The 19,628-nt window shown below is 66.7% G+C and carries 23 protein-coding genes; 10 read left to right on the top strand and 13 right to left on the bottom strand.

Annotated elements, in window-relative coordinates; all coding sequences use genetic code 11:
- Window positions 1-86 precede the first annotated feature (86 nt).
- Window positions 87-1,625 carry an ABC transporter substrate-binding protein gene (locus ACWIGM_RS12945; RefSeq protein ID WP_454026332.1) on the bottom strand — a complete coding sequence of 513 codons (1,539 nt, stop codon included), beginning with the start codon at window positions 1,623-1,625 and terminating at the stop codon, window positions 87-89.
- Between the two features lie 41 nt (window positions 1,626-1,666).
- Window positions 1,667-2,698 (bottom strand): succinylglutamate desuccinylase/aspartoacylase family protein, encoded by a 1,032-nt coding sequence (locus tag ACWIGM_RS12940; RefSeq protein ID WP_454026331.1) that lies wholly within the window; start codon window positions 2,696-2,698, stop codon window positions 1,667-1,669.
- Between the two features lie 75 nt (window positions 2,699-2,773).
- Between ACWIGM_RS12940 and ACWIGM_RS12935 the strand changes: the two genes are divergently transcribed.
- The 5 genes from ACWIGM_RS12935 to ACWIGM_RS12915 all read left to right on the top strand — a co-directional run bounded on the left by ACWIGM_RS12935 (window position 2,774) and on the right by ACWIGM_RS12915 (window position 6,211).
- Entirely contained in the window at window positions 2,774-3,532 is a 759-nt protein-coding gene (locus ACWIGM_RS12935; protein ID WP_454026330.1) for a GntR family transcriptional regulator, read from the top strand.
- Window positions 3,529-4,728, top strand: a complete 1,200-nt coding sequence (locus ACWIGM_RS12930; RefSeq protein WP_454026329.1) for a mandelate racemase/muconate lactonizing enzyme family protein — start codon at window positions 3,529-3,531, stop codon at window positions 4,726-4,728. The genes ACWIGM_RS12935 and ACWIGM_RS12930 overlap by 4 nt, the downstream gene beginning before the upstream one ends.
- A 147-nt stretch (window positions 4,729-4,875) precedes the next feature.
- Window positions 4,876-5,280: a RidA family protein gene (locus ACWIGM_RS12925; RefSeq protein ID WP_454026328.1), complete on the top strand. Its 405-nt coding sequence runs from the start codon at window positions 4,876-4,878 to the stop codon at window positions 5,278-5,280.
- A 138-nt stretch (window positions 5,281-5,418) separates the two neighbouring features.
- Window positions 5,419-5,847 (top strand): Hsp20 family protein, encoded by a 429-nt coding sequence (locus tag ACWIGM_RS12920; protein WP_091831716.1) that lies wholly within the window; start codon window positions 5,419-5,421, stop codon window positions 5,845-5,847.
- 109 nt (window positions 5,848-5,956) lie between these two features.
- Window positions 5,957-6,211: a BQ00720 family protein gene (locus ACWIGM_RS12915; protein WP_454026327.1), complete on the top strand. Its 255-nt coding sequence runs from the start codon at window positions 5,957-5,959 to the stop codon at window positions 6,209-6,211.
- 6 nt (window positions 6,212-6,217) lie between these two features.
- On the opposite strand, the gene ACWIGM_RS12910 is transcribed toward ACWIGM_RS12915, so the two are convergent.
- Complete coding sequence (locus tag ACWIGM_RS12910) at window positions 6,218-7,000, bottom strand: alpha/beta hydrolase (RefSeq protein ID WP_454026990.1); 783 nt, start codon at window positions 6,998-7,000, stop codon at window positions 6,218-6,220.
- 127 nt (window positions 7,001-7,127) lie between these two features.
- Here ACWIGM_RS12910 and ACWIGM_RS12905 point away from each other — a divergent pair, with 127 nt between their 5' ends.
- On the top strand, window positions 7,128-8,351 hold the full coding sequence (locus tag ACWIGM_RS12905) for a glycosyltransferase (RefSeq protein ID WP_454026326.1): 1,224 nt from the start codon (window positions 7,128-7,130) through the stop codon (window positions 8,349-8,351).
- 58 nt (window positions 8,352-8,409) lie between these two features.
- Window positions 8,410-8,979, top strand: a complete 570-nt coding sequence (infC, locus tag ACWIGM_RS12900; protein WP_454026325.1) for a translation initiation factor IF-3 — start codon at window positions 8,410-8,412, stop codon at window positions 8,977-8,979.
- Window positions 8,980-9,074: 95 nt separating this feature from the next.
- Here infC and ACWIGM_RS12895 read toward each other — a convergent pair whose 3' ends face one another.
- The 6 genes from ACWIGM_RS12895 to ACWIGM_RS12870 all read right to left on the bottom strand — a co-directional run bounded on the left by ACWIGM_RS12895 (window position 9,075) and on the right by ACWIGM_RS12870 (window position 14,152).
- A complete protein-coding gene (locus ACWIGM_RS12895) occupies window positions 9,075-9,368 on the bottom strand; it encodes a GYD domain-containing protein (protein WP_454026324.1) in 294 nt (97 codons plus the stop codon).
- Between the two features lie 133 nt (window positions 9,369-9,501).
- Window positions 9,502-10,143, bottom strand: coding sequence for an aspartate/glutamate racemase family protein (locus ACWIGM_RS12890; RefSeq protein ID WP_454026323.1), 642 nt, complete (start codon window positions 10,141-10,143; stop codon window positions 9,502-9,504).
- A complete protein-coding gene (locus tag ACWIGM_RS12885) occupies window positions 10,143-11,165 on the bottom strand; it encodes an amino acid ABC transporter substrate-binding protein (RefSeq protein ID WP_454026322.1) in 1,023 nt (340 codons plus the stop codon). Before ACWIGM_RS12885 ends, ACWIGM_RS12890 begins: the two co-directional genes overlap by 1 nt.
- Window positions 11,166-11,221: 56 nt before the next feature.
- Window positions 11,222-12,559 carry an aspartate aminotransferase family protein gene (locus ACWIGM_RS12880; RefSeq protein ID WP_454026321.1) on the bottom strand — a complete coding sequence of 446 codons (1,338 nt, stop codon included), beginning with the start codon at window positions 12,557-12,559 and terminating at the stop codon, window positions 11,222-11,224.
- The gene (locus ACWIGM_RS12875) at window positions 12,556-13,449 is read right to left on the bottom strand and encodes a MurR/RpiR family transcriptional regulator (protein WP_454026320.1); all 894 of its coding nucleotides are present in this window, start codon (window positions 13,447-13,449) and stop codon (window positions 12,556-12,558) included. Before ACWIGM_RS12875 ends, ACWIGM_RS12880 begins: the two co-directional genes overlap by 4 nt.
- A 112-nt stretch (window positions 13,450-13,561) precedes the next feature.
- Window positions 13,562-14,152 carry a TetR/AcrR family transcriptional regulator gene (locus ACWIGM_RS12870; protein ID WP_454026319.1) on the bottom strand — a complete coding sequence of 197 codons (591 nt, stop codon included), beginning with the start codon at window positions 14,150-14,152 and terminating at the stop codon, window positions 13,562-13,564.
- 129 nt (window positions 14,153-14,281) lie between these two features.
- Here ACWIGM_RS12870 and ACWIGM_RS12865 point away from each other — a divergent pair, with 129 nt between their 5' ends.
- Complete coding sequence (locus ACWIGM_RS12865) at window positions 14,282-15,487, top strand: MFS transporter (RefSeq protein WP_454026318.1); 1,206 nt, start codon at window positions 14,282-14,284, stop codon at window positions 15,485-15,487.
- Between the two features lie 79 nt (window positions 15,488-15,566).
- On the opposite strand, the gene ACWIGM_RS12860 is transcribed toward ACWIGM_RS12865, so the two are convergent.
- A complete protein-coding gene (locus ACWIGM_RS12860) occupies window positions 15,567-16,604 on the bottom strand; it encodes an amino acid ABC transporter substrate-binding protein (RefSeq protein WP_454026317.1) in 1,038 nt (345 codons plus the stop codon).
- Window positions 16,605-16,880: 276 nt separating this feature from the next.
- Here ACWIGM_RS12860 and rpmI point away from each other — a divergent pair, with 276 nt between their 5' ends.
- On the top strand, window positions 16,881-17,081 hold the full coding sequence (gene rpmI, locus ACWIGM_RS12855; RefSeq protein ID WP_091831700.1) for a 50S ribosomal protein L35: 201 nt from the start codon (window positions 16,881-16,883) through the stop codon (window positions 17,079-17,081).
- Between the two features lie 28 nt (window positions 17,082-17,109).
- The gene (gene rplT, locus ACWIGM_RS12850) at window positions 17,110-17,484 is read left to right on the top strand and encodes a 50S ribosomal protein L20 (protein WP_057187775.1); all 375 of its coding nucleotides are present in this window, start codon (window positions 17,110-17,112) and stop codon (window positions 17,482-17,484) included.
- A 170-nt stretch (window positions 17,485-17,654) separates the two neighbouring features.
- Here rplT and ACWIGM_RS12845 read toward each other — a convergent pair whose 3' ends face one another.
- From ACWIGM_RS12845 to ACWIGM_RS12835, 3 genes are all read right to left on the bottom strand, one after another.
- Window positions 17,655-18,416, bottom strand: a complete 762-nt coding sequence (locus ACWIGM_RS12845) for an LOG family protein (protein WP_454026316.1) — start codon at window positions 18,414-18,416, stop codon at window positions 17,655-17,657.
- A 98-nt stretch (window positions 18,417-18,514) separates the two neighbouring features.
- Window positions 18,515-19,114 (bottom strand): SCO family protein, encoded by a 600-nt coding sequence (locus ACWIGM_RS12840; protein WP_454026315.1) that lies wholly within the window; start codon window positions 19,112-19,114, stop codon window positions 18,515-18,517.
- The gene (locus ACWIGM_RS12835) at window positions 19,111-19,626 is read right to left on the bottom strand and encodes a hypothetical protein (protein ID WP_454026314.1); all 516 of its coding nucleotides are present in this window, start codon (window positions 19,624-19,626) and stop codon (window positions 19,111-19,113) included. The genes ACWIGM_RS12840 and ACWIGM_RS12835 overlap by 4 nt, the downstream gene beginning before the upstream one ends.
- Between the last annotated feature and the right edge of the window lie 2 nt (window positions 19,627-19,628).

Here is a 19,628-nt window from a genome sequence, read left to right as displayed (position 1 = left end):
CTCCTCAAGGACCGAAGTGACAGCAGCCATCGCCGCCGGCGTGGCCTGCGGGAGTGTCCCGCAGGCAAAGGTTCAGGCGCTCGCGCTCACGGCTCGAGCCAGACGCCCCACATCCGGGGAATGCGATAGGGCTTGAAGTTCTTGAGCTTGGCGGTCGAGGCCTGGAAGACCCCGTAATTGCCGGCCTTCATCGCGACGGCGGCGTCGTACATATGCTTCTGGAAGGCATCGTAGAGCGCCTTGCGCTTGCCCTCGTCCTGCTCGGCATTGAAGGCGGCGGCGATGCGGTCGATCTCCGGGTCCTTGGCCTGCTGCGACAGGCCGTTCACCCAGGGCGCCATCACCGAGCCCGGCCCCTCATAGGGCTCGATGCCGAAGCCATGCGTCCAGAACGTCCAGTTCGTCGGCGTGAAGCCGATCTTCGAGACGGTCGGCCAGTCGGAGACGGCGATGTCGACCTCGATGCCGATCTCCTTGAGCTTCTGCTGCACCACGGTGGCGGTGTCGACATTGGCGCGCAGGTTGTCGACGATGAAGGTGACTTTGCCGCCCTTGTAGGACGACTTGGCGAGCAGCTCCTTGGCGAGCTTCAGATCGGCCTTGTTGTATTTGTCGCTGCCGATGGTCGAATGGAAGGCGGCGCCGGGATAGAGCCAGCTCGGGTCCATTTGGTAGATGTCGGCATAGGAGATCGCCATGATCTCCTCCATGTCGAGCGCCGCCTGCACGGCCAGGCGGAAGTTCACGTCATTGGCCGGCGGCTGCGCCTGGTTGAACTTGATCACCTGCAGGCCGAACGGCATCACCTTGTGGATGGTGAAGCGCGTGTCGCTGGTCAGCCGCTTCGCCGTCGGCCCGTCGACGGTCTCGTTGAACTGGATCTGCCCGGCTTCGAGCGCCGCCGTCCGGGCGCCGCCTTCCGGCATGAAGCGGAAGGTCACGGCGTCGAGGAAGGCTTCCTTCTTGCCGGCGAAGCCGTCGCGGCCGCTGCCCTTCGGATTGGGCGTATAGCCGTCATAGCGGGTGAGCTTTACATGGCTGTCCGGCTTGTATTCGACGAACTTGTACGGGCCGGTGCCGATGATCTCGATCTTGCCGGCCTCCTTGGCGGCCTCGCTCGCCGGATAGATCGCGATCGGCGCGCGCGGTGACGAGAGATTGTCGAGGAAGGTCGACTGCGCCTGCTTCAGCGTGACCGTGACCTCGTGCTCGCCGCTCGCCTTGACCGTGTCGATCGCGGCGACGAGCGCAGGCGAGGCACCGATCTTGCGATAGCGCTCGAGCGAGGCGACGACGTCGCCGGCATCGAGCTTCTTGCCATTGTGGAAGGTCACGTCCTTGCGGATCGGGAAGACATAGGTCTTGCCGTCCGGCGAGATGGTGACGCCTTCGGCGAGCTCCGGCACCGGCCTGGCGTTCTCGTCGCGAGCGTAGAGCGTCTCGAAGATGTGCAGGGTGACGTTGCGCGCGGCTTGCGCCGAGGTGATCTGGGCATCGAGCGAGGGCGGCGCCTGGCTGATGCCGATCGCGACCTCGCCGCCCTTGCGCTGGGCCAGCGCGCCTTGAGCCCCTCCCAGGGCAAAAGCCACGGCGATGGTTGCGGCGAGAAAGCTGTGCTTTGCCATGTTCTTCTCCCCTCCGGATTGATGGTCAGGCACGAAGTCGGTCAGGCGGCGGCGCGCAGCGCGTCGTAATCCTCCATCAGCACGGCCACGGCATCGCCGCGCTGCACGCGGCCCGGTCCCGCCGACATCCACAGCACGCCGTCGCGGCGGTAGCGCACCTCCAGCGGCGCGCGGTCGATGTCCTCGACGAAATGCAGGTAGCCAGCGAGATCGCCGGCCCGGCAGGCATCGCCGACGACGTTGCGCGGTTCGAACAGCCCGCCGGCGGGCGCGAAGGAGTAGCCGGCCGCGTCGCGCACCATCATGTGGCGCGTGCCGGGTGAGCCGTCGCGCTGGCGCGTCTCCGGTGCGCCCTCCACCAGCCCGAAATGCTTGAGGATGTTGGTCAGCGCCCGGTCGGCGATGCGCACGCCCTCGACATTGACGCGGCCCCAGCCGCCGAGCTCGGTACCGAGCGAGAGGATGCCGCGGCGCTCGACGCAGGAGGTCAGCGTCGCGCCTTCGTCGACGCCCCAGAACACGACATTGTAGGGCGCGCCGAAGGCGGCCGCTGCCGCCATGGTGCGCTCGCGCAGGTCGGCATCGGCGACATAATGCATGTTGGTCGAGAGGGCGGAATCGCCCGAATGCCCCGCCGTGTGGAGGTCGACGGAGATGTCGACCAGCGGCAGCAGCACCGCATCGACGAAATGCGCCAGCATCTCCGAGAAGGTGCCCTTCGGATTGCCGGGAAAGCAGCGGTTCATGTCGCGGTTGTCGACCGGCGAGAGCCGGGTGTCGTTCATCACCGCCGGGATGTTGAGCGCCGGGATCATGATGACGCGGCCCTGGATCGTCGCCGGGTCGAGGCTGCGGGCGAGCCGCGAGATCGCGATCGGGCCTTCATACTCGTCACCGTGCACGCCGCCGGTGAACAGGATCGTCGGGCCAAGGCCGTTCTTCATGCTGACGATCGGGATCTCGACGACGCCCCAGCCCGAGGTGTTGCGGGAGAGCGGCGCGCGTAGATAACCGGCCTGACGGCCGCTCGCCTCGAAATCGATCTCGCAGCGAACCCGGCTGGTGGATGTCATCGGCAAGCCCCTCCTTGCTCTCGTTATCGTATGATTGTATACGATCATACGAAGTGTCAAGCGAGAGAGATTCGAATGCCGGAGACTGGCGGACGCGAGGCGGCGGGCGAGGTGGTGGCAGTGCAACGGGCAGGGGCGCCGGCTCCGGACTGGCAGCCGCTCCAGCCGCAGACCCTCGTCGACCATGCGATCGAGGCGATCATCGCCGGTGCCGCCGCCGGATTGATCCTGCCGGGCGACCGCATCGTCGAGGTCGACCTTGCCCGCAAGCTGGGGGTCAGCCGCGTGCCCGTCCGCGAGGCGCTGCGGCTGCTGGAAAGCCAGGGCGTCGTGGTCAGCGAGCCCTATAAGGGCATCAGGCTGCGCCCGGTCACCAATGAGCGCGTCTCCGACCTGATCGAGGCCCGCATCGCGCTTGAGGCCAGCGCCACCGCCCGCGCCGTTGCCGCCGGCCGCAATCGCGGCAGCCATCTCGACGAGTTGCGCAGCGCCGTCGCCGAGATGGAGCTGATGGCGGCGCGCGGCAGCGCCTATGGCGTCGCCGTCGCCGATACGCGTTTCCACCGCGCGCTCTGCCGGCTCGGCGGCAACAGCGTCACGCTCGACCTCTGGGAGACGCTGGCGCCGCAATGCACGATCATCTTCGGCCTCGCCACCTTCGGCAAGCCGATGGCTGGCGTGGTCGAGGAGCATGTCGATCTGCTCGCGGTCTTCGAAGCCGGCGATATCGAGGCGATCGGGCGCACGCTCGACGAGCACATCACCGTGATGAACCACGCGATGGACTACGAGGCCATCGTCGCCAGGCGCCGCAGGGAAAGGGACGCACAGTGAACGACCAGGCTCTTCCGCAGACGCGCGCGGGCAACCGCCCGGCAGCGCTGCCGCCCTTCAGGATCACCCGCATCGAAGCCGCCCCGCTCTTCGGCGAGAGCCCGAAGGGCGGCTGGTCCGCCGAGATCAGGCCGGAGGATTCGATCCACGCCCTGATCGCGGTCCACACCGACCAGGGCATCACCGGTTATGGCAGCGTCTTCACCGATGGGCGCCTGGTCCAGGCCGGGCTCAAGGTGCTGGAGCCGCTCTTTCTCGGCGCCGATGCGCTCTCGCCGGATTTCGTCAGCGAGAAGCTGCATCAGAACACCTTCTGGATGGGCCGCGGCGGCACGCTGACCCATACAATCAGCGGCATCGACATCGCGCTCTGGGACATTCTCGGCCAGGCGACCGGCCTCAGCGTCGGACGGCTGCTCGGCGGCCGCTATCGCGAGCGCGTCCAGCCCTATTGCTCGCTGCTGATGGAAGAGCCGGACGCGATGCGGGAGGTGGTCGCGAGCTATCGCGACAAGGGCTTCACCGCCTTCAAGATCGGCTGGGGTCCGTTCGGCCGGGCGCTCGATACGAAACTCGACGAAGCGATCGTGCGCGCCGCGCGCGAGGCCGCCGGCGAGCGCTCCAAGCTCTTCGTCGATGCCGGCGCCAGCGACGCGCTCTGGCCGCACGGGCTGAAATGGGCCAAGCGCACCGCCGAGATGCTTGCCGACTACGAGGTCGGCTGGTTCGAGGAGCCGGTGCGGCCGGACGCGATCGACGATTACCGGGAGCTGCGTCGTTCCTCGCCGGTGCCGATCGCCGGCTGCGAGGTCCTGACCCGGCGCCAGAATTTCATTCCCTGGCTGACCACCGGCGCGGTCGATATCGTCCAGCCCGATGTCACCAAGGTCGGCGGCATTTCCGAGCAGCGGCGCATCGCCTGGATGGCCTATGATCTCGGCATCAGATATGTCGGCCATGGCTGGAACACCGCACTCGGCCTCGCCGCCGACTTGCAGATGGCCACGGCCTTCCCGGACGCCGATCTCGTCGAATTCATCGGCGGCAGCCCCTATGTCGACGGCATCCTCGCCAGACCCTTCGATCTCGATGCGGAAGGCTGGCTGACCATCCCCGACCTACCGGGCCTCGGCGTCACCATCGATCGTGACAAGCTCTCTAGGTATACGCCCGACGCGGGAGCTCTCTTCGCATGACGATGCCGGAAGACCGATAGCGCGCCCGGCGAGAGCGCCGGGCACTGCCAAAGGCGCGGCTGTGCTGCAGTCGATTGCGCAAGCGCCCTGCGCTGGCCTAGCTTGCCGGCCCGGCGGCCGGGAGCCGCCAGCTTCGGGAGCTCGCCCATGCCTAGCAAGATCGATCTCGTCAGCCCCGCCTCGCTCTCGCCGCCGACCGGCTACTCGCACCTCGCGATCGTCGAGGCCGGCAAGCAGGTGCATGTCTCCGGCCAGGTCGCTTATGACCCGATGGGCAAGGTGGTCGGGGAGGGCGACATCGCCGCCCAGGCCGAGCAGGTCTACGCCAATCTCGCCGCGGCGCTGAGGGCTGCCGGCACCGACTTCGCCAAGGTGTTCAAGCTGGTGACCTATGTCGTCGACCTCTCGACCGAGAAGGCGGTCGCCGTGCGCAAGGTGCGGATGAAATATCTCGGCGACGGCCCCTTTCCGGCGAGCACCATGGTCGGCGTCACCGCCCTGGTCGACCCGCGCCTTCTGATCGAGATCGAGGCGATCGCCGCGCTGGACTGAGGCGGTGGTCCACAGGGCTTGCGGCGCACCGCGCCGCTCGCCATATCCTGCTTACGCGGTTGGGTTCGCCTTTCGCGTACGGGGCGCTGCGCAAGCGGGCTCCGGTAGTTCCAGAGGCGCCTTTCAAAGGGCTTCGTGATGACGCGTCCGCCTAGTCTGTCGCATCCCTTCCTGCTCGGCTTCGACGATATCGAGCGGGCTCTCGACCGGGTCGCCAAAGGCGCCGGCGATGGCTATCCGCCCTACAATATCGAGCGCATGCCGCGCACCGAGGATGAGCCCGATAAGCTCAGGATCACGCTCGCGGTGGCCGGATTCTCGCGCGACCAGCTCGAGATCACGCTGGAAGAGAACCAGCTGACCATCCGCGGTCGTCAGGTCGACGACAAGACGCGGCATTTCCTGCATCGCGGCATCGCCGCGCGGCAGTTCCAGCGCTCCTTCCTGCTCGCCGACGGCATGCAGGTCCTGGGGGCTGATCTCTCGAACGGGCTGCTCGCAATCGATCTGGCCCGTCCGGAACCGGAACGGCTCGTCCGGCGTATCGATATCATGAGCCGCGACTAGGCCCCTGAGGGCTACAGAAGGTCGGTACGTGAGGGCATGCGGTTTGCTTTCCGTTCATGATCAGGAGTCAACAATCAAACCGCCTCGCACTGCTCTGAAGGAGGGCGCGATGACTGAGACCAGAACCTCTCCCCTGACCACGGCTGAATTCGCCGCGCTCGGCAACGGCCAGGTCGCCTATCTCAAGCCGATCATGTCGGATGAGTTGGCCCGCATTTTCCCGCAGGCGCCCGAGATCGAGCCCGGTCTGCAGCTCTTCGCGCTGCTCGCGGCCGATGGCGTACCGATCCTGGTGACCGACTCCCTCGAGGCCGCGACGGCCAACGCCTGGGAGCACGATCTCAGGATGGTCAGCCTGCACTAACCTGTTTCAGGCCGTCGCGGGTACGACCCCCGCGACGGCTGTCACCAGGCGCTCGATGTCGTCCGGTGTCGACAGGCGATGGTCGCCGTCCTTGATCAGGGTCAGCACGACCGGATCGTGTGGCAGATGTTCGACCAGCTTCAGCGCCTGATCATAGGGCACGTCGGGATCCTTCATTCCCTGCAGGATATGGACGGGGCAGCCGGTCTCCAGCGGCTGCCCGAACAGGAGATGGCGCCGGCCGTCCTCGATCAGCGCCCGCGTGATCGGCATCGGCTCGGGCGAATATTCCGACGGCCGCTGCCAGACGCCCTCCGTCATGATGGCTGCGCGGATCGCCTCCGGCATCTGCGCCCACATCAGCTCCTCGGTGAAATCGATGGCGGGCGCGATCAGCACGAGCCCGGCCGGTTGCAGTCGCGGCGCGGTCTTGCGCAGCTTCAGCGTCGTCAGCAGTGCAACCCAGCCGCCCATGGAGGAACCGACCAGGACGGCCGGGCCCTGGGTGTGAGCGGCGAGCAGGGCCTGCGCGTCCTCGATCCAGTGCGACATCGTCCACTGCGCGAAGTCGCCGCTCGATTCGCCATGGCCGGCATAGTCGAAGCGGATGAAGGCGCGTCCGGTGCGCTCCGCCCAAGCGGCGAGTGCCTCGGCCTTGGTGGCGCGCATGTCCGAGCGCAGCCCGCCGAGCCAGACCACCGGCGGGCCCTTGCCGGCCTGCGTCAGCACTGCGATCTCGCGGCGCTCGCTGCCGGCGCCGACGCTCAGAAATTGCGGCTCAGGCCTCATCACTTTATTCTCTCCTGTGATGAACCGGGTGAAAGCAGGCATTACGTGCTGCAATCCCGCCCGATTTAGTGATCATCAGACCCCCGATAGCATCGGCGAGTCGCCAAGCAGAAGGCCCATTCGAGCAGTGAACACCTCCCTGCGTTCCGGCGCGCAATTGTCCCTGCCTTCGACCGAGACGCATCCGCTGGCCGGGCGCACCGTGCTGCAGATCATCCCGGAGCTGGAGGCAGGCGGCGCCGAGCGCACCGCGGTCGATATCGCTGCCGGGCTGACCGAGGTCGGCGCGCGGGCGCTGGTCGCGACCGAGGGCGGGCGGCTCGTCGCCGAATTGCAGGCCAAGGGCGGCATCTGGCTGCCTTTCCCGGCCGCGGCCAAGAACCCGGTCTCGATGCTGCTCAACGTGCGGACCTTCGCACTGCTCTGCAAGCGCGAGCGGGTCGACCTCGTCCATGCCCGCTCGCGGGCGCCGGCCTGGGTTGCGCTGGCGGCGACGCGGGCGCTGAAACTGCCCTTCGTCACCACCTATCACGGCTCCTACAATGCCCGTTCGGCGGTGAAGAACCTGTACAATTCGGTGATGGCGCGCAGCGACGTCGTCATCGCCAACTCTGCCTACACCGCCGACCTGATCCGGGCTCGGCATGGTTTCGCCGGCGACCGTATCCGCGTCGTCCACCGCGGCACCGACTTCTCGGCCTTCGCGCCGGCGGCGGTCAGCCCGGAACGGATCAGCACACTGCGCAGCGCCTGGGGCGTCGAGCCGCATCAGCGCATCGTACTGCTGCCCGGCCGCCTGACCGGCTGGAAGGGCCAGAAGGTGCTGATCGAGGCGGCGCGCCAGCTCCGCGACGCCGGCGACGAGGACACCGCCTTCATCCTTGCCGGCGATGCGCAAGGCCGCGACGGCTATGTGCGCGAGCTCGACGACGCCATCGCCAAGGCCAAGCTCGAAGGCCGGGTCCGCCGTGTCGGCCATTGCTCGGACATGCCGGCCGCCTTCCTCGCCGCGGCCGTCGTTGCCGTGCCCTCGACCGAGCCCGAGGCTTTCGGCCGTGTCGCGGTCGAGGCGCAGGCCATGGGCACGCCGGTCGTCGTCTCCAACCTTGGCGCCGTGCCGGAGACGGTGCTGGCGCCGCCGCAGGTTGCGCCGCAGGAGCGCAGCGGCTGGCACGTCCCGCCCGACGATGCGGCGGCGCTCGCCGAGGCCCTGCGCGAGGCGCTGGCGCTGCGCCCGTCCGCCCGCGATGCGTTGGCGCGTCGCGCCAGGCTGCATGTCGAGCGCCACTTCTCATTGGCCTCGATGGTCAATGACACACTCGATGTCTATTGCGCCCTGCTCGGGCGCTGAAACCGTCTGATCCATTGACAACGCTTCGCGTTGTGCAATGTGTCTCCCCAACGGCGCGATGCGCCATTCACAGGAGAATACAGCCATTCGTCGTCCCTTCCGTGCCGCACCAGCCCCCGTCAAGGACGGTCCTCGCGCCAACCGCGACATCCGTGGCGTCCGCGACGTCCAGCTCATCGACGATACCGGCGCCAACCGTGGCGTGGTCTCGTTCTTCGAGGCGCTCAAGATTGCCGAGGATGCCGGTCTCGATCTGGTCGAGATCGCCCCCAATTCTGTGCCGCCCGTCTGCAAGATCCTCGATTACGGCCGCTTCCGCTTTCTCGAGCAGAAGAAGGCGTCCGAGGCGCGCAAGAAGCAGCGCACCATCGAGATCAAGGAAATCAAGCTTCGCCCCGGCATCGACAAGCACGACTACGATGTGAAGATGAAGGCGATGCACGGCTTCTTCGAAGAAGGCGACAAGGTGAAGGTCACCCTGCGCTTCCGCGGCCGCGAGATGGCGCACCAGGACCTCGGCGTGAAGGTGCTGGAGCGCGTCAAGGCCGATACGCTCGAGGTCGCCAAGGTCGAGAGCGACTGGCAGCTCGAAGGCCGCCAGATGGTGATGGTGCTCGCCCCGAAGTAAGGCGAGGCTGGCGCGCCGTGCCGAAGGCACTGCGCCCGCATCTGACTTTCACAAAGCCCGGCCGTTTCGGCCGGGCTTTGTCATGTCGGTGACGTCTAGCTGACCGAGCGGATGATCTCGCGATAGGCTGCTTCGGGGAAGGCCTTGAGCGTTTCGGTCCGCACATTGCCGAGCATGGCGAGCTGCAGGCAGAAGCGCGCCTGCACGGCATCATCCGGCGCCTCGCCGATCACGACCATGTCGTATTTGCCCATGGTCATGAAGAAGGCCTTGAAGTCGCCGCCCATGTCTTTCAGCGCCTGCTTGGCCGCATCGAGACGGGTGGGCGAGTCCTTGAGGTTGCGTGCGCCCTGGTCGGTCCAAGTCAGCAGCATGATGTAGGTCGTCATCGCGCCTCTCCCCGAAAGGCCCGGCCTTTCGTCGGAAGCTGCCTACGGCGGCCCGCTTGTCGCCGCGCGGTTCCGGATGGCCGTTGAACCATCCGCCGGGCCTGTCCCGCCAATCTAGCATGACGGGACAGTGTCAGGCAGGGCCTATTCCGAGCAGGCGCCTGAGCTTCCGGACTGCGCTGTCCGGCGTCGTCAGCACCGGCTTGCCCGTCGCGGCCGCGACCGCGGTCGCCGCCCGTGCCAGGCTGAACTGCGCCAGCGCGATCGCGTCGCACTGCGCCAGATCGCTTGCGGCCAGCGCCGCCAGCCGGTCGTGCTCCGCCGCGTCGCCGTGGTCGAGCGCGGCGAGCGCGCCCTCGGCGAGTTTCGGCTTGACCGTCAGCGATGCCGGGAACTCCGGCGGCATCGATTGCAGCGTCGGTCCGAAGCTGGCGAGCAGGCCGATCCGGGCGCCGACCGCCTCGGCTTCTTCGATCATCGCTTCGTTCGGCTTCAGCACGGGGAGGGGGGCAAGCGCGCGCTGTACCGCTTCGATACAGGGGCCGAAGGCCGAGCAGGTGAAGAGGATGCCGTCGGCGCCGGTCGCCCGCGCATAGCTGGCAAGGCTGAGGAAGCGCCCGGTCATCGCCTCGGTGATCCGCCCGTCGCGGGAAAGATCGGCCGAGAGGCTGTCGTCGAGCAGGTTCATCAGCGTGGCCTCAGGCCACAGCCGCGCGAACGCCGCCTCGATCGGAGGCGGCGAATGGCGCAGCGCGTGGATCAGCGCGATCCGCATCAGCGGATGGGGTGCGGGTATTGCAGCCCGCCCTTGGAGGCGAGGTCGTTCAGCCCGCGCTTCAGCTGCAGCTTCGAACCTGCGCCGACATTGCGCTCGAAGCTCTCGCCGTAATTGCCGATGTGCTTGATCACGCGATAGGCCCAGTCATTGGTCAGGCCGAGGCCTTCGCCGAACTTGCCCTCGACGCCGAGCAGGCGCTTGACCTCGGGATTCCCCGACTTCAGCTGCTCGTCGACATTGGCCTTGGTCACGCCCAGCTCCTCGGCGTTGAGCATGGCGTAGTGCACCCATTTCACCAGCGCGACCCAGCTCTCGTCGCCGCGCTTCACCGCTGGGCCGAGCGGCTCGCGCGAGATCAGCGTCGGCAGGATGACGAAATCGTCGGGCTTGGAGAATTTCAGGCGCTCGGCGGCAAGGCCCGAGGTGTCGGTGGTGAAGGCGTCGCAGCGTCCGGCCTCCAGCGCCTTCACGCCCTCTTCGTTGGTGGCGAAGCCGATGATCTCGTATTTCAGTTTGTTGGCGCGGAAGAAGTCGGCGAGGTTGAGCTCGGTCGTCGTGCCTTGCGTCACGCAGATCGAGGCGCCATCTAGCCCCTTCGCTTCGGCGACCCCCAGCGACTTGCGCACCATGAAGCCCTGGCCGTCGAAATAGTTGATGATTGGCCAGGACATGCCGGCCGAAGTATCGCGCGACATCGTGTAGGTCGCATTGCGGGCGAGCATGTCGACCTCGCCCGACTGCACCACGACGAAGCGCATCTGCGGCGTCGTCGGCACGAACTTGATCTTGTTGGGATCGTTGAAGATCGCTGTCGCCACGGCGCGGCAGAGGTCGATGTCGAGCCCGTCCCAGCGTCCGTCGGGGCCCTGGATGCCGAAGCCGGGCAGGGCGATGTGGTTGCCGCAGATGAGTTCGCCGCGCGCCTTGACGCGCTCGAGCGTGCCGGTCTGGGCGCTGGCAGCGCCGGCAAGGCCGAGCGTGGCGAGGCCGTTGAGGAGCAGATGTTTCAACGACTTCATGGTGGTTCCCCTGTTGTGGAAGCACCGGGCTCTGCTGGCCCGGATTGTGGTGAGCCTCAGGCCGGCCGGGCCGAGGCCAAGCTCGCATCGAGCGCGTCGCCGAGGCGTTCGACGATGGTGTCGACGGTCGCGGCGTCGATGATGAAGGGCGGCGCCAGCAGGACATGGTCGCCGGCGGTGCCGTCGGCGGTGCCGCCCATCGGGTAGATCAGCAAACCGCGCTCCTGTGCCGCCTGCTTGATCCTGGCGTTGAGCTTCAGGGCCGGGTCGAAGGGAGTCTTGGCCGAGCGGTCGGCGACGATCTCGACGCCCCAGAAATGGCCGCGCCCGCGGATGTCGCCGACATGGTGGTGGTTGCCGAAGCGCTCGCGCAGGCGCTGCTCCAGCCGCGCACCCTGCTTGCGGACATTGGCGAGGAGATCGTCGCGTTCGATCACCTTTTGCACCGCGAGTGCGGTGGCACAGGCGAGGGGATGCCCGACATAGGTCTGGCTGTGCGGGAAGATGCCCGAGCCCTGCCGGACCGCCTCGACGATCCGCTTCGAAGCCAGCATGGCGCCGATCGGCGCGTAGCCGCCACCTAGTCCCTTGGCGATCGCCATCAGATCGGGCGCGATCCCTTCCTGCTCGCAGGCATGGAGCGTGCCGGTGCGGCCCATACCGCTCATCACCTCGTCCAGGATCAGCAACACGCCGTGGCGGTCGCAGATCTCGCGGATACGCTTGAAGTAGCCGGGCGCGGCCGGCACCGCGCCGAGCGTCGCGCCGACCACCGTCTCTGCGACGAAGGCGCAGACGGTCTCCGGCCCGAGCTCTAGGATCTTGGCCTCGAGCTCGTCGGCGACGCGCAGGCCGTATTCCTCGCTGGTCTCGTCGGCCCGCCGGCCGCGATACTCGTAGCAGGGCGAAATGTGATGGCCCTGCATAAGCATCTCGGCGAAGGGCGCACGGTCCTTCATCCGCCCGCCGACCGAGAGCGCGCCCAGCGTGATGCCGTGATAGCTCTGCCGCCGCGAGATGAAGTTGACGCGGCGCGTTTCGCCCTTCTCGACGAAATAATGCCGGGCCAGCTTCAGGCAGGCCTCGACCGCCTCCGAGCCGGAGCTGCAGAAATAGACCGACTCCATGCCGGCTGGCGCCCGCGCGATCAGATGGTCGGCGAGCTCCTCGGCGGCGTCGGTGGTGAAGAAGCTGGTATGGGCATAGGCGAGCTTGTCGATCTGCGCATGCATCGCCGCCAGCACGTCGGGATGGCCGTGACCGAGGCAGGAAACGGCGGCGCCGCCCGAGGCGTCGATGTGCTCGCGCCCGTCGCGGTCGCGCAGCACCATGCCCTCGCCGCCGGCCGCGGTCGGGTAAGTCTTGCTCAGCATGCGATGCAGGATGTGGCTCATCGATGGCCTCGCCTGGTGGGTCTCGGATTGAGGAAGGTGCCGGCCGCGTCGAGCGCCGCCTCGTGGCGGGCGATCGCGTCGAGCGCGGGCTTGCCTTTGCGCGCCGTCATCAGCGCCGCCAGGCATTCGACCGCAGCGAAAGCCGGGGTCATCGTATGGAAGAAGGACGGCGTCTCGGTCCTGACCAGCAGCGCCACATCGGCAAGGGCGGCGAGGGGAGACAATGCGCTGTCGGTCAGCGCCACGACCTTTGCGCCGCGCTCCCTGGCGATCTCGGCCGACTGCACCGTCTGGCGCGTATAGGGTGCGACCGAGACGGCGAAGAGCGCATCGCCCGGGCCGATCCGGCGCAGCGCATCGATGCCGCGCCCGCCGGCGCCGTCGGCGAGCACGGAGCCGGCGCCGATCAGGTCGCGGATATAGTCGAGCATGAAGGCGGCCGGGAAAGCCGAGCGCAGGCCAAAGCAGAACACGGTCTGCGCTTCGCTCAAGAGGTCGGCAGCCTGTTCGAGATGGGCGAGCGCCTGCGGCTCGCGCAGTGCCTTGAGATGCTCGGCCAGCGCCGCGAACATGTCCTGCGCGATCGCGCGCGGCCCCTCTTCGCCATGGCGCTGCATCAGTTCGCCGGCGCGGCCGGCAAAGCCCTCCGGCCGCCGCCGCAGCGCCGCTGCGTGGACGGCGCGCAGTTCGTCATAACCTTTGAGGCCGAAGCGCTGCGCCAGCCGGGTGAGGGTGGCCGGCGACAGGCCGGCTCGCTTGGCCTGCTCGCGCGTGGTCAGCAGCGCGACATCGGCCGGATGGTCGAGCACCCAGCGCGCTGCCGTCTGCAATTGCTGCGGCAATTGCTCGAAGCTCTCGCTGAGGCTCGCCGTCAGGCCGGGTTTGTCCATGCGCCGGACCTTAGCAGGGCGAGCAGGAATGTGAAACAAAATCTCTAATTCAGATCATATGAAACATTTGTTTCTGATCTAGTGTTGGTTGTCACATTGCTCGGAGCTTCGTTCAGCGCCGCATGAGCAGCCCGTCGAGCATCAGGTTGAAGGCGTCGATCGCCTTGCGCGAGGTCGCCTGCGGATCAGGCGCATTCGCGATCCATTGCGCCGCATATTGCGTCGCTCCGGCTATCAGCCGTGCGGCAGCTTCGGGATCGATCGGAGCAACGATGCCGCTTTCGGCCAGCTTTGCCATGCTGTCGGTCATCGAGCGGATGCACTCGCTCAGTGTCGGCCAGTCCCAGGGGTCGCCGAGCACGGCCGGACCATCGCGCAGCATGATGCGTTGGATCTCCGGATCGAGTGCCAGCTCGATATAGGCGGTGCACTCATCGCGAAAGCCGATCCAGGGGTCGGACGCCTTCGCGGTGACTGCCCGCATATGTGCGTTCATCTCGCCGTCGATCTCAGCGATCACCGCAATCAGCAGGCCCTTCTTGTCGCCGAAATGATGGTAGAGCGCCCCGCGCGTCAGCCCGGCTGAGGCGGTGAGATCATCCATCGAGGTCTGCGCATAGCCGACCGTGCCGAAGGCGGCGCGCGCCGCGGCGATCAGCTTGGTCCGCGTCTCGGCGATCATCTGGCTGCGCGGTTTGCGCATCGTCCATGTTCCTTTCGCATACGAAGCGTATGTGAATTGACATACGCTTCGTATGTAACTAGTCATGTCACATACGCAACGTATGTCAATTGCGCTTCCAAATTGCGCCCCGATGTGACGGAGACGTCCATGCCTAACCCTTATCGCGAGATTTTCCGGGCTCCCGGCTCGATCGGCTTTTCGGCCGCCGGCTTCCTCGCCCGCATGCCATTCTCGATGCTGACGATCGGCATCGTCACCATGCTCTCCCAGGCGCGCGGCCAGTATTGGCTTGCCGGTGGCGTCGCCGCGACCTTCGCGCTGTCCAATGCGCTGATCGCGCCGCAGATTTCGCGGCTGGTCGACCGCCATGGTCAGAGCAAGGTGCTGATCCCAGCCACGCTCGCGACCATTGTCGCGCTGATCGGGCTGATGCTGGCGACGCGCCTCGAGGCGCCGATCTGGGTACTCTTCCTCTTTGCCGCTCTCGCCGGGCTCGAGCCGAGCATGATGGCGATGGTGCGCGCCCGTTGGACCGAGATCTATCGCGATACGCCGCATTTGCGCACCGCCTTTGCCTTCGAATCGGTCATCGACGAGGTCATCTTCATGCTCGGCCCGGTGATCTCGATCGGCCTCAGTGTCATCTGGTTCCCGGAAGCCGGGCCGCTTGCGGCGACGATCATGCTCGCTGTCGGCATGGCCCTGTTCGTGGCGCAGCGCGCGACCGAGCCGCCCGTGCACTCGCAAGGCGTCGACGCCAGCAGTTCCGCCATCCGCCTGGTGCCGGTGCAGATCATTGCGCTGCTGATGGTTGCGCTCGGCGTCGTCTTCGGCACGGCCGAGGTCACTGCGGTCGCCTTCGCCGAGGCACAGGGCAACAAGGCGGCGGCGAGTCTGGCGCTCGCGGCCTATGCCGCCGGCTCCTTTATCACCGGCCTCGTTTTCGGTGCGCTCCGCCTGCGCCTGCCGCTCGCCACACAATTGCTGCTCGCGATCGGGCTTGCTGCGGCGACGACATTGCCGCTGCTGGTCGTCTCGTCGCTCTGGATGCTGGGCATCGTGCTCTTCATCGCCGGCGCCTCGATCTCGCCGACCGTCATCGTCGCGATGGCGCTGGTCGAGCGGCATGTGCCGGCTTCGAAGCTGACCGAGGGCATCACCTGGGTGATGACCGGCATGGGGATCGGCATGGCGGCGGGTTCGGCCGCCTCCGGTTGGCTGATCGACATCTATGGCGCGAGCACCGGCTTCTACGTCTCGGTCGCCGGCGGGTTTTCGGCGCTGGCGACCGTCACGATCGGGTTCTGCCTGATCGCCGAGCCGCGGCGGACGGCGATGGCATGGACGGGCTGAAGGCAAGCCGCACGTAAAGTCCGTCTCAAAAAAAAGGGCGGCCTCCCGGAGGAGGCCGCCCGATCTGTTTGCGAACCGCTCAGCGGATCGGCGGTGCGTATTGCAGCCCGCCCTGCGACCAGAGCTTGTTGACGCCGCGCGGTAGCGGGTTGCGGCTCTGGGCACCGAAATGCCGCTCGAAGCTTTCGCCGTAATTGCCGACCGCCTTGACGATCCGCACCACCCAGTCATTGCTCAGGCCGAGCGACTCGCCGAACTTGCTCTCGGCGCCGAGCATGCGGCGCACTTCCGGATTCTGCGAGCTCTTCGCCAGCTCCTCGACATTGGCCTGGGTGACGCCGAGCTCCTCGGCATTGATCAGCGCGAACACGGTCCAGCGCACGATGTCGAACCAGGCCTGGTCGCTCTTGCGGACCCAGGGACCGAGCGGCTCCTTGGAAATGACCTCCTGGAGCAGGATGTGCTCGTCCGGCTTCTGCAGCTTGTTGCGCGTGCCGGCGAGCGAGGAGAGGTCGGTGGTGTAGGCGTCGCAGCGCCCGGCCTCATAGGCGGCGACCGTCTCCTCCAGCGTGGCGAAGGCGACGGTCTCGAATTTGAGATTGTTGGTGCGGCCGTAGTCGGCGAGGTTGAGCTCGGTGGTGGTACCCTGGGCGACGCAGACCGAGGCGCCATTGAGCTCCTTGACCGTGTTCACGCCGAGCTTCTTGCGCAGGATGAAGCCCTGGCCGTCATAATAGTTCACCGCCGTGAAGCTGAGGCCCTGGCCGATGTCGCGGCTCAGCGTCCAGGTGGTGGTGCGCGCCAGCACGTCGATCTCACCCGATTGCAGCGCCACCAGGCGGTTCTTGCTCGACAGCGACAGATATTGCGCCTTGTCCTGATCGTTGAAGATCGCAGCCGCGAGCGCGCGGCAGACATCGGTGTCGAAGCCGTTCCAGACGCCCTTGCCGTCCTGCAGCGAGAAGCCCGGCACGCCTTCGCTGGTGCCGCAGACGATATGGCCGCGCGCCTTGATCCGGTCGAGGGTCGACTGGCTGCCGCCCTGGGCGAAGGCGGAGACGGCGGAGGCGGCGACGAGCGCAAGGCCCGCTGCCAGGCTGAGGAGGGGTGTCTTCACGGTGAGTGTCTCCGGGCGGGAAAGCGGCTGCGATGGTCGGAAATAATTACGGTTCTATGACGATTTTCAGATGATGGATGTCCACTGACGCAAGGCATGCCATCGAGGGGCGGTTTTCCCCGCAACTGCAGGCTCTTGCCAGCTCCAGGCTTTTCTGTCATAGGCCCCACCTTCGATCGCCCGGCTGATAAGGGCTGCCGTGGCGGTCGTACTTTGCTTCCCAAAGCAAAATTGAAGCGGCGCATTGTTCGCGCTCGCGACCTATGAGGAGCTGAAATGCCCAAGATGAAGACTAAATCGGCCGCCAAGAAGCGGTTCAAGGTCACCGGAACCGGCAAGGTGCTCTACGCCCAGGCCGGCAAGCGTCACGGGATGATCAAGCGGACCAACAAGCAGCTCCGCAATCACCGTGGGACGAACGTTCTTTTCGAAGGCGATGCCGCCAACGTGAAGAAGTACTTCCTCCCCAACGGCTGACGTCCCCTAACTTTTCCGGAGATCAAACATGGCTCGCGTGAAACGGGGCGTTACGTCCCACGCCAAGCACAAGAAGACATTCAAGGCCGCCAAGGGCTTCTATGGCCGCCGCAAGAATACGATCCGCGCCGCCAAGGCGGCCGTCGATCGTTCGATGCAGTACGCCTATCGCGACCGCAAGAACAAGAAGCGCACCTTCCGCGCGCTCTGGATCCAGCGTCTGAACGCTGCGGTGCGCGAGCATGGCCTGACCTATTCGCTGTTCATCGGCGGTCTCGCCAAGGCGGGCCTCGAGCTCGACCGCAAGACCCTGTCGGCCCTCGCCATCGACGACGCTGCCGCCTTCGCTGCGGTGGTCGAGACGGTCAAGGGCGCGCTCGGCGCCGAAGCCAAGGCCGCCTGAGCGGACTTGCCTGATCGGAATACAGAAGGCCGGCGGAAACGCCGGCCTTTTTGTTTGGGCTCGCCGTCATGCTCGCCCTTGTGGCGAGCATCCACGTCTTGAACACCTCTCTAACGGCAAAGACGTGGATGGTCGGGGCAAGCCCGACCATGACGGGGGCGTGGGACCGCTTACGTCTGCACCTTCTCGGCCGCCTTCGGCGTCCAGTTCTCGCCGGCGCCGTCGACAATGCGCTGGTAGGCCTCTTCGGGGCTGTCGGCATAGCAGAACAGCTTGAGGTCCTCGGGCCGGACGAAGCCGGCTTCGGCCATCCGCTCGAGGTTGATCAACCCCTGCCAATAGGCGCTGTCATAGAGCACGATCGGCACCGGCGGCATCTTGCCGGTCTGCACCAGCGTCATGATCTCGAAGAGTTCGTCGAGCGTGCCGAAGCCGCCGGGAAAGACCACCAGCGCCGCCGCCCGCATCGCGAGGTGCATCTTGCGCATCGCAAAATAATGGAAGCGGAAGGTCAGGTCCGGCGTCGACCAGGCATTCGGCTCCTGCTCGTGCGGCAGTGTGATGTTGAAGCCGATCGAGACCGCGCCCGCTTCCGTCGCTCCGCGATTGGCGGCCTCCATGATGCCCGGCCCGCCGCCGGTGGCGATGACATGGTGCCGGCCGCTCTCTTTGCCGTCGAGCGCGCCGCCGCACTCCGAGGCGATCTTGCCGAACGCTCGCGCCGCCTCGTACCAGGGATTGCCCTCGCGCACCCGTGCCGAGCCGAAGACGACGATGGTCGAGACGATGCCGCGGGCCCGCAGGGCATCCTCGGCCTTCTGGTATTCGAGCATGAAGCGCGCCCCGCGCGTCGAGTCGCCGAGGAGAAAGTCCTGGTCGAGTGCGGCGACCCGATAGGAGGGCGAATTCTTCTGGGCGGTATTGTCAGGCATGGTCGTCTCCCGGCCGGCGTGCCGTCCGTCGAGCCGGGTGTGGTCGAGGGATCGCGCGCGCCGACTCAATCGGTTCTATCTCGCCCAATTCCGCGCATTCACGACAGGTATTTGCGCAGCACTGCCGCCATGCGCTCTGATGAGGTTCGATGCGGCAGCAAGGTCAGGAAACGGCCGTCCGGTCCCATCAGATAGGTCAGGGAGCCGTGGTCGATTGTGTATTCGCCTGGCCCGTGATGTCCCTGGCTCAGCTTGCGGCGGTGAACCTTGTAGGCTTTCGCGACCGCGGCGATCTCGGCCTCGCTGCCGGACAGTCCGACCAGCCGCGGATGGAAATTGGCGACATAGGTCGCCATGATGGCCGGGGTGTCGTTGACCGGGTCGACACTGATGAACAGCGGAGTGATCTTTTCGGCGAGTGGGCCGAGCCCATCGATCGCCCCGGCGATCACCGGCAGGTCGATCGGGCAGGTGTCGGTGCAGCGGGTGAAACCGAAATAGACCAGCATGAAGCGGCCGCGAAAATCGGCGTCGGTCGCGCGCTTGCCGGTGTGATCGAGCAGCGCGAACGGGCCGCCGAACTGCGTCGCCAGCGGGTCGCGCGATGCGGGCGAGGTGGCGTCATGGCCGAGAGCCGGCACGGCCAGCGCTGCGGTGAGGCCGGCGAGAAGGCTCCGGCGGGCGAGCCGGCGGCTCACGGCTTCGGTTTCGGTTGGAGGCCCTTGATCCCGAACGGTCCGTCCGCGGCGATGATCCGGTTGGCTTCGGGGTCTGCGCGCCACCATTCCTCGGCCTTGCCGTTCCTGGCTTCCCAGCCGACCTTGAAGCGTTCCGCGACGATCCAGTCCTGATCTGGCCGCTCGCGCAGGCGCTGCACGAAGAACAGGGTCACGGCCGGGTTCTCGATCAGCAGGCCGTCAGCTTCGACCGCGCGACCGCAATAGGGCGAAAGATCCGCCGTCGCTCCGGCGAAGTCGATGTTCGATTTCGCGACGAGGCGGAAGGTGCCGTCGGCGAGCACGAGTCCGAGTTGCCGCCTGCCGCCGCCGCAGTCCGGCGCGCAGCGGCCCTTGAGCTGGCAGAGCGCATCGACGACGCGGCCCTTCAGCACGGCCTGCTTCTCGTGCGGGATGTTCCAGGGCTCGGCAGCGACAGCCGGCGCCGTTGCCAGGCCGGCTGCGATGATCAATGCGTTGAGACCGCCTCGCATGG

This window comes from Allobosea sp. NPDC055332 (assembly GCF_053645455.1).
Note: the sequence above shows the minus strand (reverse complement) of the source record. Positions and strands in the feature narration are given on the sequence as shown.

What these genes read in the sequence shown, in the direction of transcription:
- ACWIGM_RS12835 (WP_454026314.1), bottom strand. Translation starts at nt 19,626, where the DNA reads ATGCGAGGCGGTCTCAACGCATTGATCATCGCAGCCGGCCTGGCAACG.
- ACWIGM_RS12865 (WP_454026318.1), top strand. Translation starts at nt 14,282, where the DNA reads ATGCCTAACCCTTATCGCGAGATTTTCCGGGCTCCCGGCTCGATCGGC.
- ACWIGM_RS12940 (WP_454026331.1), bottom strand. Translation starts at nt 2,698, where the DNA reads ATGACATCCACCAGCCGGGTTCGCTGCGAGATCGATTTCGAGGCGAGC.
- ACWIGM_RS12935 (WP_454026330.1), top strand. Translation starts at nt 2,774, where the DNA reads ATGCCGGAGACTGGCGGACGCGAGGCGGCGGGCGAGGTGGTGGCAGTG.
- ACWIGM_RS12945 (WP_454026332.1), bottom strand. Translation starts at nt 1,625, where the DNA reads ATGGCAAAGCACAGCTTTCTCGCCGCAACCATCGCCGTGGCTTTTGCC.
- ACWIGM_RS12920 (WP_091831716.1), top strand. Translation starts at nt 5,419, where the DNA reads ATGACGCGTCCGCCTAGTCTGTCGCATCCCTTCCTGCTCGGCTTCGAC.
- infC (WP_454026325.1), top strand. Translation starts at nt 8,410, where the DNA reads ATGCGCCATTCACAGGAGAATACAGCCATTCGTCGTCCCTTCCGTGCC.
- ACWIGM_RS12910 (WP_454026990.1), bottom strand. Translation starts at nt 7,000, where the DNA reads ATGAGGCCTGAGCCGCAATTTCTGAGCGTCGGCGCCGGCAGCGAGCGC.
- ACWIGM_RS12880 (WP_454026321.1), bottom strand. Translation starts at nt 12,559, where the DNA reads ATGAGCCACATCCTGCATCGCATGCTGAGCAAGACTTACCCGACCGCG.
- ACWIGM_RS12895 (WP_454026324.1), bottom strand. Translation starts at nt 9,368, where the DNA reads ATGACGACCTACATCATGCTGCTGACTTGGACCGACCAGGGCGCACGC.
- ACWIGM_RS12875 (WP_454026320.1), bottom strand. Translation starts at nt 13,449, where the DNA reads ATGGACAAACCCGGCCTGACGGCGAGCCTCAGCGAGAGCTTCGAGCAA.
- ACWIGM_RS12925 (WP_454026328.1), top strand. Translation starts at nt 4,876, where the DNA reads ATGCCTAGCAAGATCGATCTCGTCAGCCCCGCCTCGCTCTCGCCGCCG.
- ACWIGM_RS12885 (WP_454026322.1), bottom strand. Translation starts at nt 11,165, where the DNA reads ATGAAGTCGTTGAAACATCTGCTCCTCAACGGCCTCGCCACGCTCGGC.
- rplT (WP_057187775.1), top strand. Translation starts at nt 17,110, where the DNA reads ATGGCTCGCGTGAAACGGGGCGTTACGTCCCACGCCAAGCACAAGAAG.
- ACWIGM_RS12845 (WP_454026316.1), bottom strand. Translation starts at nt 18,416, where the DNA reads ATGCCTGACAATACCGCCCAGAAGAATTCGCCCTCCTATCGGGTCGCC.
- ACWIGM_RS12890 (WP_454026323.1), bottom strand. Translation starts at nt 10,143, where the DNA reads ATGCGGATCGCGCTGATCCACGCGCTGCGCCATTCGCCGCCTCCGATC.
- ACWIGM_RS12915 (WP_454026327.1), top strand. Translation starts at nt 5,957, where the DNA reads ATGACTGAGACCAGAACCTCTCCCCTGACCACGGCTGAATTCGCCGCG.
- ACWIGM_RS12870 (WP_454026319.1), bottom strand. Translation starts at nt 14,152, where the DNA reads ATGCGCAAACCGCGCAGCCAGATGATCGCCGAGACGCGGACCAAGCTG.
- rpmI (WP_091831700.1), top strand. Translation starts at nt 16,881, where the DNA reads ATGCCCAAGATGAAGACTAAATCGGCCGCCAAGAAGCGGTTCAAGGTC.